Source organism: Pseudomonas sp. P5_152 (assembly GCF_033989915.1).
Lineage (GTDB): Bacteria > Pseudomonadota > Gammaproteobacteria > Pseudomonadales > Pseudomonadaceae > Aquipseudomonas.
Genome location: NZ_JASFAH010000002.1, coordinates 5,577,790 through 5,593,183 on the forward strand (window position 1 = coordinate 5,577,790; position 15,394 = coordinate 5,593,183).

Consider the following 15,394-nt stretch of genomic DNA (forward strand, 5'->3'; position numbering starts at 1 on the left):
CCGTAATAAAGTTTAGACGATGAGGTTGGAGTAATAATTCTCTTCTGCGAGTCTAAATAATGTCGACTCTGGTAAAAGCAATTGTGTAGTGTCCCTCGTGCTCAGAACTTCGCCAGATAGTGACAGGTTTCGAGAGTAATGATGCATGACTAACACCAATAGAGCTCCAAGAGCATTGAGTGCATTCTTTAGCGTTGCTTCATAAAAGCAGGTGTCTCTCTGATGCTTGACATTGTTGTAGCTCCGCCACCACAAAGGGTTCTGGCCGTCAGCCCAGTTAGACCACGGACGAAATGAAAGACCGTAGCGAGGAACAAAAACTTCAGTCGCCGGCAGGTCGGGAAGCGCTTGCAAGAGTGCAGTTCTGTAGTGGTTGATGTTTCCTCTCGCGGCATCCGGGGAAATTTGTGCACAAACGAGCTTAGCGACAACATCCACCTCAGACGCAGCCGCAAAAAGTAGATGAGCGAGCTCTAGGGAGAACACGGAAAGGTTTGCTTCGCAAAATTCGATATAGCGAGAAAGAACATCCATGTCGCGTTCCAGAGCTAAAAAGTAGTTCCAGTGAAGCTTCGTTTGAGTGATTGCGATAGACACGGTGCATCCTCCGTTTGCAGTGCCGATCCGTCTCGATCAGCAACACCGTTTGGTGCACTTCTCTATGGTGCTACCGCGTCACTACGGCGAGCACCGCTGTGGCGGGCTGATCGCCAGCACCGCGATCTACGCAGACGATCAAATTTAGGTTTTGGTGGAAATTTGGCGGTAACGTCGATTCACATCTAATGTGAAAGCTCATGCGGGTGCAGGAGTTGTTGTTCTAAAGGGAGAGAGTTATGAAGTCAGTTGTTTGGGTGAGTGATCGTACTGAACTGAAATCCATCGACATCAATACTGTTGGTGCGGCGTTTCTAAATGAATCAGGAAGGGAGGGTAATTTTTCCTGGAGACCCGGCGACTTCAGCGCGCGGTTTAGTGCTGACCCTCTTGAAGGGGTTTATGTAAAGTCCAGTAACTCTGCGGTTTCTGGTGCTTGGGTCAGAGCATATGAAGGACCGGTTTCAGCGAAGTGGTTTGGCGCAAAGGGTACTGGGGTGGGTAATGATACCCAAGCGATCCAGGGTGCAATCAATCTGGTCGAGAGCCTCGGGGTGGGGAATTACTGGAGCACCTACTTCGGAGAGGTCGTTCTGCCAAGTGGTGACTATCCGGTGACCGGTTTGGTAGTAAAGCGGCCCATCGTTTTTGGCGGGGCTGGCGCGCAATCATGCTCTATCAGCCTTCTAAACGGCTCGAACGCCAACGTCGTCACGCTAAAAGCCCCTGAAGCGCAGATTCCTGTAAGCGATACGTTTCGTTACTCGGCAAGATTGAAAGGTTTTGCAATTAACGGGAACGCCGGGGGGCAGACGGGAACTAGCAACGGCATATATATAGAGAATAGCAGTTACGATATCAGCGCCCGATATGACGGTTCTGCTTTGATTGAAGATGTAATTGTTAGGGCGACAAAAGATGTTGGGATTTACATCGGAATTAACCGTAATTATGGGGCGATGAGGTGCGTGGCAGTTGTTTATTGCCGGATCGGTGTGCAGAACAATGCGTATGACTGGCGGATAACCGATTGTGATTTTGGCAATTCGTCTGGGCCTGCCTATTGGCAGTTTATGGCTGGGGCGACCCACATTATCGGAACGAATGTTTATATGAGTTCAAACGATAGCGGGCTAGTGATTTCAGCTAATGTGAATGCTCCATGTATGATCAGTGGGTGCTACATAGACAGTCATGCTATGAATGGTGTCTATGTGGAAGGGAATGGTTCGCCTGGGACTCGACATGTTATTTCTGGTAATATCTTCAGAGATAATTCGGCCTCTGTTGATGATACGTATGCACACATTTTTTCAAAAAACCTAAAGGGCTCCTCGTTTATGAATAATTGTTTTGTTTCAACAAATACGTCAAAGCGTGCCGCCTATCTTGTTTATTCCGATCTGTCGAAAAATTTGGTGTGGTCTGCAAGTTATGAGGCCACTCCTGGTGCGGGGCGCCCATATGTGAAGGCAGTGTGTAATGATATGAGCTCGCTCATCAGTTAAATATTAAAAGTGTATTGCCGCTCCAGAACGAGCGGCTTTTTATTGCCCGGAGGAAGTATCGTCGCAGTACAACAGCTCGAAATCCACGGTACCAAGTGCGATCGGACAAGCCCAAGACCCCGGAGGCGCCTGACAGTCTGCGCTCAGTAGCCGTGGAAAAAGTTTGCGCAGGCACTCGTATATGTAATTCCTGATCGTCAACAATCGAGGCGTGAGCGTCGAACGGCTGGGGCTGGTCGATAGGCAGCCTGCCGTCGAGGGGAATGATTAGGAAGTTTCCGGGAGTTTTTCGCATTTATTCAGGTAGTACGCGTCATCGTTAGCGTCCAACGCGAGCAAGCCGCAAGCGGGCGCTCGCTCCAAAGTGCTGTGCTCGCTTAAATGAGCAGCATTACGCCCTTAGCGGCTTTTTTTGTTTAGGGTCACTTCGCCACCGCCGTCATCAGCAGCTTGCGAATCTCCCCGGTAATCGCGCTTTTGGTGCCTTGCTCCAATATCCCCACCCGGCGTACCGCCAAGTCGCCGGGCAGCGGCAGCACTCGCAGGCTGGGGTCCTTGTGCCAGTCGAAGTTTTTCAGCAAGGGCACGATTGCCACGCCGACTTGTTGGCGAACAAGGTCGGCGATGCCGATGATGGAGTTCAGTTCGAGAATTTCCAACGGCTCGACGGACTCACTCTTGATGATTGCCTGTACCTTGCGCCCGACTGCCGTGGACCTGTCGTAGCGAATAAACGGCTGGGTTCTCAACAGTTCCACGGCGTCGTCAATGCCGGCGGTTTGCGTGGCATTGGCGAGCATGACGATCGGTTCGTTGTAGAGCAGGGTCCAGCTCAATCCATCGAAGTTTTGCCGCGCGGTCTCGATCAACAGCGCGGCGTCGAGCTTGGCGGCATGCACCAGGTTGACCACTTCGTCGGAGCGGGCAGTCATCAAGTTGACCGATATCCTCGGGTGCAGTTTTTTCAGTTGCACCAGGCAATTGGCGAGCAGGCCCATGCCGGAGGTAATGCCGCCGATGGACACTTCACCTTCCATTGCCACGCCTTCGGGCGCTTCGGCGATCATTTGCTCGTAGTCCGCCAGCAGGCGCTTGGCTTTGGGCAGCAACAACACCCCGTCGCGGCTCAGTTTGATCTGCCGATGACTGCGGTCGAACAGCGGTCGGCGCATCTCTTCTTCGAGGGCGCGCATTTGCTGGCCGACCGCGGCATTGGTCAGGGCCACGCGGTCGGCGGCGGCGGCAAAGCTGCCGTATTCGGCGACGGCGATAAAGGTCTTGAAAAAACGAATACTGCTCATGGAAAGGGCCGTAGTCAGGGGTATCGCTGCATCGTAAAGGTTTTGTTTACTCAAACTAAAGTTTAATTAGTTTTTCTTTTTATAGCCTCCGCCCAATACTCATTCCCGAACTGACTCGGCGAACTTTCCACATGAGCAATTTAGATTCCACGTTAGATAACAACCCCGAACAACTGGCCCTGCGTGCTGCCAAGAGCGTGTATCACCTCGGTGCTACCACCGTGTATTCACACACCGAAGACAGCCGTTTTGCCTACACCCTCTACGTGCCTGAAGCGATTGAGGACAGCAGCCGGCCAGTGGACCTGGTGGTCTCGCTGCACGGCTCGACCCGGGCGATGGAGATCTATCGCAATGGCTTCGCGGAATTTGGCCGTTGGAACGATTGCGTGATTCTGTCCCCACTGTTCCCGGTCGGCGTCCTGGGTGACAACAATGGGGACGGCTACAAGCAGTTGGTCGAGGGCGATATCCGCTACGACCAGGTCCTGCTCGACATGATCGCCGGCGTCGGTAAACGTTATGGTCGGCGCTTCGATACCTTTGCGCTGTTTGGTTATTCCGGTGGCGGACAATTCACTCATCGATTCTGCTACTTGCACCCCGAGAAACTCTGGGCAGCGTCCATCGGTGCGCCGGGATCGGTGACTTTGCTGGATGCCGATCAGGATTGGTGGGTAGGGGTGCGGGACTTCGCGGCGCGATTCGGCAAACCGCTGAACCTGCAAGCCTTGCAGCAACTGCCGGTGCACATGGTGGTGGGTGACTCGGACCTCGAGACCTGGGAGATCACCCACCGCGAAGGTGGCAAACACTACATGGCCGGTGCCAACGCCGCCGGACGTACACGCCCGGAACGCCTGGCCAGCTTGCAGGCAAGTTTCCAAGCCGCTGGCGTACAGGTGCACTTCGACCTGTTACCCAACGTGGCTCACCAGGGCATCAAGGCCATGCCGGCGGCCCAGGACTTTTTCGCCAAGGTGCTGCGGCACAAGCGCAGCCTTGGCTGATACAGCACTGCCAGATGCACTCAGAACAGGCCGTATAACAATAACTAAGGATTCACTCATTCTGATGCCGGTCCTGCCTTGGCCTTCGCCACTGACCGGAATACTTCTTCAAGGAGTCGTTCTCCCGTGAATAATTACGTAAAGACCGCGCTCGTCGTCGCGATGTCGACATGCACAGTGTCCCTTGCCGTTGCGCAAGACAAGGTCATCAATGTGGGCCTCAATGGCGATATCCGCAGCACCGACCCAGGCGTCAACCGCGACGACAATACCGATGCGGTCATGATGCATATCGTCGAAGGGCTGGTGGCGTATCGCGAAGACACCAGCATCGCGCCGATGCTGGCCAGCGCGGTGGATGTCTCGCCGGACGGCCTGCGCTACACCTTCACCCTGCGCGATGGGGTGCACTTTCAAAATGGCCAGTTGTTGACGGCCAAGGACGTGCAATGGACCTGGCAGCGCTACCTTGACCCCAAGACCCAGTGGCGCTGCCTGGCGGAGTTCGATGGCCGTGGCGCGGCCAAGATCGTCGATGTCTCCACCCCCGACGCGCAGACCGTGGTGTTCCAACTGGACCAGGCCAATGGCTTGTTCCTGGCTGCGATGGCCCGCCCGGATTGCACCGGCAGCGGCATTCTGCATCCGGACTCCCTGGCGGCCGATGGCAGTTGGCGCGCCCCGATTGGTACCGGTCCATTCACCTTGGGCAAATGGCAAAAGGGCCAGTACGTCGAGCTGGATCGCTTCAAGGATTACTCCCCGCGGGCCGAGGCCGAGGCGGACGGGTACACCGGCAACAAGCAGGCGTTTGTCGACAAGGTGCGTTTCGAGGTGATCCCCGATTCGGCGTCGGCCAAGGCTGCGCTGCTGTCGGGTGGCGTGGACCTGCTGCCGGACGTGACGGCGATGGATGCCGCAGAACTCAAGAAGGTCAAGAACCTGCAGATCCAGGTCAGCCCGATCATGACCATCAGCGGCCTGTTGTTCCAGACCCGTGACCCACTGCTCAAGGACGTGCGCATTCGTCGTGCGGTGGCGCTGTCCCTGGATTACGCGCAGATGGTGGCGGCGTTGTCCGATGGTTTGTCGGTGGTCAACAACTCGGTGATTCCGACCGCCAGCCCGTACTACGACGCCACTGCGCACCAGGGTTACAGCTACAACCTCGACGAGGCCCGGCGCCTGTTGAAAGAGGCGGGTTACGCCGGTGAAAAGATCCGCATGTTGGTCAACAAGCGCTACCCGCAGATGTTCGACATGGGCTTGCTCAGCCAGGCCATGACCCAGGCGGCGGGGCTCAATATCGAGATGGAGACCCTGGAGTGGGGCACGCAGTTGGAGCGCTACCAGACCGGCAGCTACCAGATGATGTCGTTCTCTTATTCTGGGCGTTTCGACGCGGCGCAAAGCTATGAATCGGTGATCGGCGACAAGCACAAGGAACCGCGCAAAGTCTGGGACAACCCCGAGGCCCTGGCGATATTGCGTGAGGTCCAGCGCGAGGTCGACCCTGCCAAGCGCCAGCCGCTGTTCGACAAGCTGCATACCTTGATGCTCAAGGATGTGCCAATGGTGGCCATCTACAACGGTACCGCCATCGGCGCGATGGGCAAGCGCGTTGAAGGGTACCGCTCCTGGCCCGTTGCCAAGCCGCGCCTGTGGGGCGTGAAGCTGGCCGACACTTCCAAGTAAGGCGTACCACTATGTTTCGATTCATCTTGCACAGGCTCGGCATGGCGGTGCCGACCCTACTGCTGATCTCGGTGATTGTATTTGCCTTGATCCGCCTGATTCCCGGCGACCCCGCCTTGCTGATGCTGGGCGACATGGCCGACCCGCAAAGCCTCGCCGACATGCGTAGCAGCCTGGGGCTGGACCACTCGGTGCCGACCCAGTACCTGACCTGGATCAAGTCGGTGCTCAGTGGCGACCTTGGGGTGTCCATCAGCAGTCGCCAGCCCGTGTTGGAGTTGCTGGTCGAGCGTTTCAGCGTCAGCGCCACGGTGGTGCTCGTCGCGGTGTTGCTGGCGACCCTGCTCGCGGTACCGGTGGGCTTGCTCGCGGCCTGGAAGCAAAACAGCGCGATGGACCTGGGCCTGGTGGCAACGGCGACCTTGCTGTTGTCGGTGCCGAGCTTCTGGCTGGGCTTGTTGCTGCTGTATGTGTTCGGCATCCAGTTGGGTTGGTTGCCGGTGATCGGCTACGTTGGCTTCGCCAGCGATCCCATGAAGGCGGTGACCTATGTGGTGCTGCCGATCATTACCCTGACCCTGGTGGAATTCGGCGCCATTGCGCGGATGGCACGGGCCAGCACCATTGAAGTGTTGCGCCTGGAGTACATCGCCCATGCACGGGCCAAGGGATTGTCAGAGGGCGCGGTGCTGTGGAACCACGCCCTGCGCAATGCGTTTGCGCCGACCTGGACCCTGATCGGCCTGATCCTGGGCAATCTGCTCGGCGGCATTGCAGTCCTGGAAACCGTGTTCACCTTGCCCGGCATCGGCCGGTTGATGGTCGATGCGATCTTCTCCCGCGACTATCCGGTGCTGCAGGGTTGCCTGCTGCTGATCACCTGCATCTATGTGTTGGTCAACCTGTTGGTGGATCTGGTGTATCCGCTGTTCGATCCAAGGGTGAAGCTATGAACCTCAAGACTCCTGCCTTGCCGAGCGGGCTGGATACCCGGCCTCGACGGAGCTGGCGTTACCCGCCGTTGAATGCCTTGATCGGCGGCAGTTTACTCGCGGCACTGGTATTGCTGGCGTTGCTCGGCGTGGTGTGGACACCTTATGACCCGCTCAAGCTGGACTTGTTGTCGCGCCTGCACGCGCCGAGCGCTGCACACTGGCTGGGCACCGACGAGTTCGGCCGTGACGTGTTCAGCCGCTTGATCATTGGGGCACGCACCAGCCTGTGGATCAGCCTGCTCTCGGTGAGCGTGGCGGTTATCTGCGGCACGGTGATCGGCATGCTCGCCGGTTACCTGCGCGGCTGGACCGACCGCGTGCTGATGATGCTCAACGATGCGCTGCTGGCGTTTCCCGGGATCCTCATGGCCCTGGGCATCATGGCGATCGTGGGGGCCAGCCAGTACGGAATCGTGCTCGCCCTGGGTATCGCCTACACCCCCTCGGTGGTCCGGGTGGTGCGTGGCAGCGTGTTGTCGTTGCGTGAGCTGGAGTTCATCGAGGCCTCACGGGTGATCGGCAACTCAGAGCTGTACACCATGTTCCGCCACATCACCCCCAACTGCCTGGCGCCGTTGTGTGTGTTGGCCACCAGCATGTTCGGCTGGGCCTTGCTCTCGGAGAGCGCGCTGAGCTTCCTTGGCCTGGGCGTGCCACCGCCGGCTGCCACCTGGGGCAGCATGCTCTCGGCAAGCCGCACCTACATCTCGACGGCACCGTGGCTGGGGATCTTCCCGGGCATCTTTATCAGCCTGACGTTGCTGGCTATCAATCTGTTCGGCGATGCCTTGCGCGATCGTCTCGACCCGCGCATGAGGAAATGAGCATGAGCGTTTCAGTGCCACTACTGGCCGTTGAAAATCTACAGATTCGTGTCGGTACAGACGGTCCGCTGGCTGTCGACGACTTCAGCTTCACCATGGCTCCCGGGGAAATCGTTGCACTGGTGGGTGAGTCCGGCAGTGGCAAGACCATGGCTGCACGCGCGGCCATTGGCTTGCTGCCAGCGCCGATGAACGTGTGTGGCGGGCAAATCATCTTCCAGGGTGAACCGTTGGAGCCCGGCAATGCCAAGGCGATGCGTGGGGTGCGCGGCGCGCGGATCGGCATGGTGTTCCAGGAACCGATGGTCTCGCTCAACCCCGCGCTGACCATTGGCCGGCAGATGAGCGAGGCGCTCAAGTTGCACACCGAGTTGGACGCGGCGACGATCCGTCAGCGTTGCAGCGATATGCTGCAGCGCATCGGTATCAAGGACGCCGAGAAATGCCTGGCATCCTATCCGCACCAGTTCTCCGGTGGCATGCGCCAACGCATTATGCTCGCCTCGGTGATGCTGCTGCGCCCGGCGCTGTTGATTGCTGACGAGCCGACCACGGCACTCGATTGCCTGGCACAACTGGACGTGATCGAGTTGATGCTGGAGCTGACCCGCGAGCAGGGCACCGCCATTCTGTTCATCAGCCATGACCTGTCCCTGGTGGCGCGTTATGCCCACAAGGTGGTGGTGATGCGTGCGGGCAAGGCGGTGGAGCAGGGCCGAATCGAAGACATCCTGTTCGCGCCGAAGGCCGACTACACCCGCCAGTTGCTTGAAGCGCTGCCACGGCGCGGCGCGCTGGTGCCATTGCCAGCGGCCGAAAGTGCGCTGTTGCAGGTCCAGGATGTGTGCATCGAACATCCGGGGCCGCGCAGCTTTTGGGGGCGCAGCGTGCCCAAGCGGGTGGTGCATTCGGTGAACCTGAGCATCGCACCGGGCGAGACCCTGGCGTTGGTCGGTGGCAGTGGTTCGGGCAAGACCACCCTCGGCCGTGCCGTGGTCGGGTTGGTTACGCCATGCGCCGGGTCGATCCTGTTCCAGGGCGTGGATATCCTCAAGGCCGCCAACCGTGCGCACCGCCTGCAATGCCAGATGATTTTCCAGGACCCGTATTCATCCCTCGATCCGCGCATGACCGTGGGCCAGATCATCGCCGAGCCACTGCGCCATGAACCGGGCCTGACGGCTGCGCAAAAACGCCAGCGGGTCACCGACACACTGCTCGACGTAGGCTTGCCCGAGCAGTTCCGTGAGCGCTTTGCCCATCAACTCTCGGGTGGCCAGCGCCAGCGCGTGGCGATTGGCCGAGCGCTGGTCCGGCGGCCGAAACTGGTGATTGCCGACGAGCCGATTTCGGCGTTGGACATGACCATTCAAAAGCAGATTCTGGAGTTGTTCGAGCGCCTGCAGCGTCAATACGGGTTCGCCTGCCTGTTCATCTCCCACGACCTGTCGGCGGTGGAGCGCATTGCCCATCGCGTGGCAGTGATGAACCAGGGTGAGGTGGTGGAAATGGGCCCGCGCGAGAGGATTTTCGACACTCCACAACACCCTTACACCCGCCGGCTGCTCGCGGCGGCCAGCCCCTTGGAAAAACGTGCGGATGGCAGTTACCGCCTCCGTGCCAGCGTGATTTAGGTACTGCAACACCCCAGGCCTGTGCTGTGCAAACCCACCCTTCGTCAATCGCTGATTGGCGAAGCAGGCGAAGCCATGGCCGAAGAAAACAAAAACAACTCCACTCAACCTGTCTGCCAGGAACCTACACATGAATATCCGCTTCAACACAGTCCTCGCCAGTGCCAGTGTCATGGGCGCCGGTTTCATGCCCTTGTTTGCCCAGGCTGACTTCGTCGCCGACAGCAAGGCTGCGCTTGAACTGAAGAACTATTACTTCAACCGCGACTATCGCGAGTCCAGCGGCCAGAGCAAGCGCGCCGAGTGGGCACAGGGGTTCACCCTCAACGTCCAATCGGGTTTTACCGAAGGCACCGTCGGTTTTGGCCTCGACGCGGTTGGCATGTTCGGGATGAAGCTCGATTCGAGCCCGGACAACTCGGGCACCGGGCTGTTGTCCCGCTCAAGCGTCGCCGAACCGGGCGCCCCCAGCTATGCCCGCCGTGCCCACGACAACTACTCCAAGCTCGGCGTCACCGGCAAGGCGCGCCTGGCGCAAAGCGAGCTGCGTGTGGGCTATATGGTGCCTGACCTGCCCACCCTGCAACCGAACCTCAGTCGTCTGTTCCCGCAGAGTTTCAGCGGCACCGCGCTGACCTCCAGGGACATCGACCAGTTGACCCTGACCGTGGGGCAACTGGACCAGGTCAAGCAGCGCGATTCGACCAACTACGAAGACATGGGCCTCACCAGCCAGTACGGCGCGTACAAAAGCAGCGCCAAAAGCGATGAGTTCCGCTACGCCGGCGGTGAGTACAAGCTGACGCCTAACACCATCGCCACCTACCAGTTCGCGCAATTGGAGAGCTTGTACCGCCAGCACTACCTGGGCTTGAAAAACAGCTTCAAGTGGGGCCCCGGCACGTTCAAGACGGACGTCCGCTACTTCGACGCGAGCGAAGATGCCGCAGGGCTGGCCGGCAAAGTCGATAACCGTGCGTTGAGTACGCGTGTGGGCTATGGCCTGCATGGCCACAACCTGAGTGGCGGTTACCAGGAGCAGTACGGTTCGACGCCGTTCACCTATGTCGACGGCACCAACACGTACCTGTTCACCGAGTACCAACTGGCGAACTTCTCCCAGACCGGCGAGCGCGTCTGGCACGCCCGCTATGACTATGACTTCGCCACGCTGGGCATTCCCGGCCTGCTGTTCTCGACCCGTTATGCCAAGGGCGACAACGCCAAGGTCATTGGCTTCGACGGCGAAGGGCGCGAGTGGGAACGCGATTTGAGTCTCGGCTATGTCGTGCAGAGCGGCACTTTCAAGGACGTGTCGCTGCGTTGGCAGAACGCTAGCGCCACCAGCAACTTCGCCCGTGACACCAATGAAAACCGAGTGATCGTCGGCTACACCGTGGCGCTCTGGTAGCAGTGACGGCGTGCAGCAGGGTCAGCCTGGTGCACGCCCTGGCAATGGAAATGAGGGGATAGATCAGATGACGAGTTTGCCGTTGCGGCGGGCATTGCCCAGCCAACAACGCGTATCGGCGCGTGGCGTGAGTGAGTTCATCGATGCGGTGAACGCTGCGGGCCTTCAGTTGCACAGTTTCATGCTGTACCGCGACGGTGCGGTGGTGGCTGAAGCATTTTGGGCGCCTTACCGTGCCGACCGACTCCATGTGCAGCATTCGGCAACCAAGAGCTGGGTGTCCATGGCCATTGGGCTATTGGTTGATGACGGCGTGCTGTCACTGGACGCCAAGGTGGTGGATTTTTTCGCCGCCGACTGCCCGAAACCGGTCAGCGCCAACCTGGCCGCCATGACCGTGGGCGATTTGCTGACCATGCGCACCGGGCATCGCCAGGGTATTTCTGGCGGGGCCTGGCGGGGGCGCAGTGAAAGTTGGGTGAAGTTGTTCCTCAATGAGCCGGTTGCAGACCTGCCAGGGCAGCACTTCATCTACAGCAGCGCGTCGAGCTTCATGCTCTCGGCCATTGTCAGCGTGGTCAGCGGCCAAACTGCGTTCGAGTTGTGCAACACCCGTCTGTTCCAACCCATGGGCATGGGCCGCATCGAGTGGGACCTGGCACCGGGTGGCTTCAACACGGGTGGCAATGGCTTGAGTTGCAGCACCGAGGATTTGCTCAAGTTCGGCGTGCTGCACTTGCAGCAAGGTAACTGGGAGGGGCAACAATTACTTTCCAGAGAGTGGGTGGCGCAGGCCACGCGCGGGCACGTCGACGATGTATGGATGGGTGCCTTCGATGGCAAGCGCTACCTGGGTCGCGACGAGTCGAGCAACGCAGCTGTGACGCGCCGCGAGGGCTATGGCTACCAGTGGTGGATGACCCTGCACGGTGGCTATTACGCCTCCGGGGTGTTTGGCCAGCAGTGCATTGTGCTGCCGCAACACAACGCGGTGATTGCGTTTACCGCAGGGCTGCCATTGGGTGAAAGGCGCCTGCATAGCCTGCTGTGGGAGCACCTGGTGCCGGCGTTGGGCGTGCCCGGCGACTGCGCGGCAGATGCCGATCTTGCCGCGAAGTTGGCCAATCAACGGCGGCCGGTTATGACTGGTGCGTCGGCCTCGCCGCGTCAGGCGCAGTTCAGCGGCACGTTTGTGATGGAGGCCAATGAAGATCAGGTCAGCACGATACGCCTGGAGTTTGGCCCCGACCATTGCGACTTTTACCTCACCGACCCGCGTGGCACCCACTGCATTCGCGCAGGCCTGGCCGACGGTATCGAAAGCCAGACCAGCATGACCGGACACTATCTACATCACCAATACCAGCCGCAAATCACCCCGGTGGTGGCGCAGGCGCGCTGGACCGAGGACGGCGCGTTGAGCATGACCTGGCAATTTGTCGAAACCGCCTTTTGTGACCACGTCACTTGCCGCATCGAGCGCGGCAGCTTGTCTGTGGACCGCCGCGTCAACGTTAACGCTGGCCCGTTGCAGCGCCCGACGCTGACCGGCCATCCAACCAGTACTTTGCAGGAGTCGCTATGAACGATCTGTCCAACCCATCAGGTTCCCGGTCCAGCGCGTTCTGGGCACCGTTTACCCCGATGCGCCAGTTCCAGCAGCAACCGATGATGTTCGCCAGCGCCGACGGCATGTACTACACCACCACCGATGGCCGGCGGGTACTCGATGCGATGGCGGGGTTGTGGTGCGTCAACGCCGGACATGGCCAGGCAAAAATCGTCGAGGCGATTCGCGAAGCGGCGGGGCGCCTGGACTTTGTCTCCTCATTCAAGATGAGCCATCCCCACGCCCTGGAGATGGCCGAGCGTTTGATCGAAATCAGCCCGGCCGGCATCGAGCAGGTGTTCTTCACCAACTCAGGTTCCGAGGCGGTCGACACTTCGCTGAAAATTGCTCGGGCCTATCACCAGGCCCGGGGCGACAGCCGCCGGACCAAGTTTATCGGGCGGGCCAAGGGTTACCACGGCATGGGCTTTGGCGGGCTGTCGGTGTCGGGTATCGGCCGGCAGAAACGTGAGTTTGGCCCGCTGCTGGGGGAGGTGTCACACCTGCCGCTGCCTTATGACGCGCAGATGCGTTTCAGCGCGGGACTGCCACAGCAGGGCGCCAGTTATGCCGATGCACTGTCACAGCTGCTGGAGATCCAGGACCCGAGCACCGTGGCCGCGGTGATCGTTGAGCCGGTGACTGGCTCCGGCGGTGTCTACCCGCCGCCCCAGGGTTACTTGCAACGCCTGCGCGAGATTTGCACCCGGCACGGCGTGCTGTTGATTTTCGACGAAGTGATTACCGGCTTTGGCCGTGTCGGGGCCAGCTTTGCCGCTCAAGCCTTCGGCGTGACACCGGACCTGATCACCACGGCGAAAGGCCTGACCAACGGCGCCGTACCCATGGGCGGTGTGCTGGTCAGCGGCGCGGTGTATGCAGCGTTCATGGCCGGGCCAACCAATGTCATCGAGCTGATGCACGGCTACACCTATTCGGCGCATCCATTGGCGTGTGCGGCCGGGTTGGCGACCATCGAGTTGCATCGTGAATTGGGCATCAATCAACACGTCAACGCGGTCAGCGGGCTCTGGCAGTCAGCCGCGCTGACGCTCCGCGGTGTTGGCCCGGTGCTCGACGTACGCACCGTCGGTTTGCTCTGCGCCGTCGAACTCGAACCGCGCCCCGGTGCCGCCGGTGCACGTGGCAGCGAAGTGGCGCAGTGGTGCTTCGAGCACGGCGTACTGGTGCGCGGCTCGGGCGATACCATCGTGATTTCGCCGCCGCTGGTGATCAGCCCGCAGGAGATCGCCCAGGTGTTCGACACCTTGGCGGATGCGTTGCAACAGGTCGCCTGATGGGAGTCGATGGCATGTCCGATTTGTTTGAGTTCTACATCGACGGCGCCTGGGTCAAACCCCATGGCGAAACCGTCGAAACAGTGGTGAACCCGTCCACCGAGCAGGCGGTGGCGCGCATCATCCTCGGTGACGCGCAGGATGTGGACCGTGCAGTCAGTGCGGCCCGCCAGGCGTTCCCGGCGTTTGCCGCGAGTTCGCTGCAAGCGCGTATCGACCTGCTGCAGCGCATTATCGAAGGCTACCAACGCCACAGCGAAGCGTTGATCGAAGCGGTTCACCTGGAGATGGGCGCGCCGCTGTCCCTGGCCCGCAGTGCCCATGTGCCGGCGGGGCTGGGCCATCTGACGCAGGCGCTGCAGGTGTTGCGCGAGTACCGCTTCGAACGGCGCCTGGGCAATACGCTGGTGGTGCGCGAGCCGATTGGCGTATGCGCCCTGATCACGCCCTGGAACTGGCCGCTCAATCAACTCACCTGCAAGCTCGCGCCCGCCCTCGCGGTGGGTTGCACCGTGGTCCTCAAGCCGAGTGAGCGCGCGCCGCTGTCGGCGCTGATCCTCGCGCAAATCCTGCATGAGGCCGGGGTGCCCAAAGGCGTGTTCAACCTGGTCAACGGCGACGGCCCTGGCGTGGGTACCGCGCTGGCACGCCATGCCGACGTGGACATGGTGTCCTTTACCGGCTCGACCGGCGCTGGCATTGCCGTGGCGAAGGCGGCGGCCGATACGGTCAAGCGGGTGTCCCAGGAGCTGGGCGGAAAATCGGCGAACATCCTGCTGGACGATGCCGTCCTGCCCGACGCGGTGCGTCACGGGGTCTTGGGGTGTATCCGCAACAGTGGCCAGTCGTGCAATGCGCCGACGCGGCTGCTGGTGCCCCGCGCCCAGCAACAGGCGGTGATTGATCTCGCCAGGGACGTGCTGGCGCAGGTGTGCTTCGACGACAGTAACCCGGCGTCAGCCATCGGCCCGGTGGCGAACGCCGTGCAGTTCGAGCGTGTACAGGCGATGATCGCGCAGGCGATGACCGAGGGTTCGCGGTTGGTCGCCGGAGGGCTGGGCCGGCCGCAAGGGGTTCAGCGCGGCTACTACGTGCAACCGACGATATTTGCCGACGTCACCGCGGATATGCGGGTGGCACGTGAAGAAATCTTCGGTCCGGTCTTGGCGATCATGCCGTACGACAGCGAAGCCGAGGCCATAGCCATTGCCAACGACAGCCTTTACGGTTTGTCGGGGTACGTCACCTCGGCGAGCCTGGATCGCAGTCGCGCGGTGGCCCGCCAACTGCGTACCGGGATGGTCCACATCAACGGCGCGCGTGCTGACCAGGCCGCGCCGTTTGGCGGATACAAACAGTCGGGCAATGGACGTGAGTGGGGTGAGCAGGGGTTTGACGAGTACCTGGAGAGCAAGTCGATGTTCGGCTACTAGCGGCTTGAGGCGTGTGCCAAGGGGGGGACTATCAAGGTCCTGATTAACCTTCTTGCCTGCAACCCTTATGGTTAAATGG

Annotated in this window: 12 protein-coding genes; 10 read left to right on the plus strand and 2 right to left on the minus strand. The window is 60.1% G+C overall.

The annotated features are described in order from the left end of the window. Positions 1-12 precede the first annotated feature (12 nt). Positions 13-597 (minus strand): hypothetical protein, encoded by a 585-nt coding sequence (locus QMK50_RS25580; protein WP_320334331.1) that lies wholly within the window; start codon positions 595-597, stop codon positions 13-15. Between the two features lie 239 nt (positions 598-836). Here QMK50_RS25580 and QMK50_RS25585 point away from each other — a divergent pair, with 239 nt between their 5' ends. Further along, positions 837-2,105, plus strand: a complete 1,269-nt coding sequence (locus QMK50_RS25585; protein WP_320334332.1) for a glycosyl hydrolase family 28-related protein — start codon at positions 837-839, stop codon at positions 2,103-2,105. 422 nt (positions 2,106-2,527) lie between these two features. Here the strand turns inward: QMK50_RS25585 and QMK50_RS25590 are convergent, their stop codons facing one another. Beyond that, positions 2,528-3,406 (minus strand): LysR family transcriptional regulator, encoded by an 879-nt coding sequence (locus tag QMK50_RS25590; protein ID WP_095169714.1) that lies wholly within the window; start codon positions 3,404-3,406, stop codon positions 2,528-2,530. Positions 3,407-3,537: 131 nt separating this feature from the next. On the opposite strand from QMK50_RS25590, the gene QMK50_RS25595 reads away from it, so the two are divergent. The 9 genes from QMK50_RS25595 to QMK50_RS25635 all read left to right on the plus strand — a co-directional run bounded on the left by QMK50_RS25595 (position 3,538) and on the right by QMK50_RS25635 (position 15,315). Next, on the plus strand, positions 3,538-4,416 hold the full coding sequence (locus QMK50_RS25595) for an alpha/beta hydrolase (RefSeq protein ID WP_320334333.1): 879 nt from the start codon (positions 3,538-3,540) through the stop codon (positions 4,414-4,416). 126 nt (positions 4,417-4,542) lie between these two features. Beyond that, positions 4,543-6,111, plus strand: coding sequence for an ABC transporter substrate-binding protein (locus QMK50_RS25600; protein ID WP_159995428.1), 1,569 nt, complete (start codon positions 4,543-4,545; stop codon positions 6,109-6,111). Positions 6,112-6,122: 11 nt separating this feature from the next. Continuing rightward, positions 6,123-7,064: an ABC transporter permease gene (locus QMK50_RS25605; protein WP_320334334.1), complete on the plus strand. Its 942-nt coding sequence runs from the start codon at positions 6,123-6,125 to the stop codon at positions 7,062-7,064. Next, complete coding sequence (locus QMK50_RS25610) at positions 7,061-7,930, plus strand: ABC transporter permease (RefSeq protein WP_320334335.1); 870 nt, start codon at positions 7,061-7,063, stop codon at positions 7,928-7,930. The genes QMK50_RS25605 and QMK50_RS25610 overlap by 4 nt, the downstream gene beginning before the upstream one ends. Before the next feature lie 2 nt (positions 7,931-7,932). Continuing rightward, positions 7,933-9,564: an ABC transporter ATP-binding protein gene (locus QMK50_RS25615; RefSeq protein ID WP_159995432.1), complete on the plus strand. Its 1,632-nt coding sequence runs from the start codon at positions 7,933-7,935 to the stop codon at positions 9,562-9,564. 130 nt (positions 9,565-9,694) lie between these two features. Next, entirely contained in the window at positions 9,695-10,975 is a 1,281-nt protein-coding gene (locus QMK50_RS25620; RefSeq protein WP_095169720.1) for an OprD family porin, read from the plus strand. A 67-nt stretch (positions 10,976-11,042) separates the two neighbouring features. Beyond that, positions 11,043-12,560 carry a serine hydrolase domain-containing protein gene (locus QMK50_RS25625; protein WP_320334336.1) on the plus strand — a complete coding sequence of 506 codons (1,518 nt, stop codon included), beginning with the start codon at positions 11,043-11,045 and terminating at the stop codon, positions 12,558-12,560. After that, on the plus strand, positions 12,557-13,882 hold the full coding sequence (locus QMK50_RS25630; RefSeq protein ID WP_320334337.1) for an aminotransferase class III-fold pyridoxal phosphate-dependent enzyme: 1,326 nt from the start codon (positions 12,557-12,559) through the stop codon (positions 13,880-13,882). Before QMK50_RS25625 ends, QMK50_RS25630 begins: the two co-directional genes overlap by 4 nt. A 14-nt stretch (positions 13,883-13,896) precedes the next feature. Beyond that, positions 13,897-15,315, plus strand: coding sequence for an aldehyde dehydrogenase family protein (locus QMK50_RS25635; protein WP_320334338.1), 1,419 nt, complete (start codon positions 13,897-13,899; stop codon positions 15,313-15,315). Positions 15,316-15,394: the final 79 nt, after the last annotated feature.

Bases quoted from the DNA above. Each gene is read 5' to 3' on its own strand.
- QMK50_RS25585 (WP_320334332.1), top strand. From the start codon at position 837: ATGAAGTCAGTTGTTTGGGTGAGTGATCGTACTGAACTGAAATCCATC.
- QMK50_RS25590 (WP_095169714.1), bottom strand. From the start codon at position 3,406: ATGAGCAGTATTCGTTTTTTCAAGACCTTTATCGCCGTCGCCGAATAC.
- QMK50_RS25595 (WP_320334333.1), top strand. From the start codon at position 3,538: ATGAGCAATTTAGATTCCACGTTAGATAACAACCCCGAACAACTGGCC.
- QMK50_RS25605 (WP_320334334.1), top strand. From the start codon at position 6,123: ATGTTTCGATTCATCTTGCACAGGCTCGGCATGGCGGTGCCGACCCTA.
- QMK50_RS25610 (WP_320334335.1), top strand. From the start codon at position 7,061: ATGAACCTCAAGACTCCTGCCTTGCCGAGCGGGCTGGATACCCGGCCT.
- QMK50_RS25615 (WP_159995432.1), top strand. From the start codon at position 7,933: ATGAGCGTTTCAGTGCCACTACTGGCCGTTGAAAATCTACAGATTCGT.
- QMK50_RS25620 (WP_095169720.1), top strand. From the start codon at position 9,695: ATGAATATCCGCTTCAACACAGTCCTCGCCAGTGCCAGTGTCATGGGC.
- QMK50_RS25625 (WP_320334336.1), top strand. From the start codon at position 11,043: ATGACGAGTTTGCCGTTGCGGCGGGCATTGCCCAGCCAACAACGCGTA.
- QMK50_RS25630 (WP_320334337.1), top strand. From the start codon at position 12,557: ATGAACGATCTGTCCAACCCATCAGGTTCCCGGTCCAGCGCGTTCTGG.
- QMK50_RS25635 (WP_320334338.1), top strand. From the start codon at position 13,897: ATGTCCGATTTGTTTGAGTTCTACATCGACGGCGCCTGGGTCAAACCC.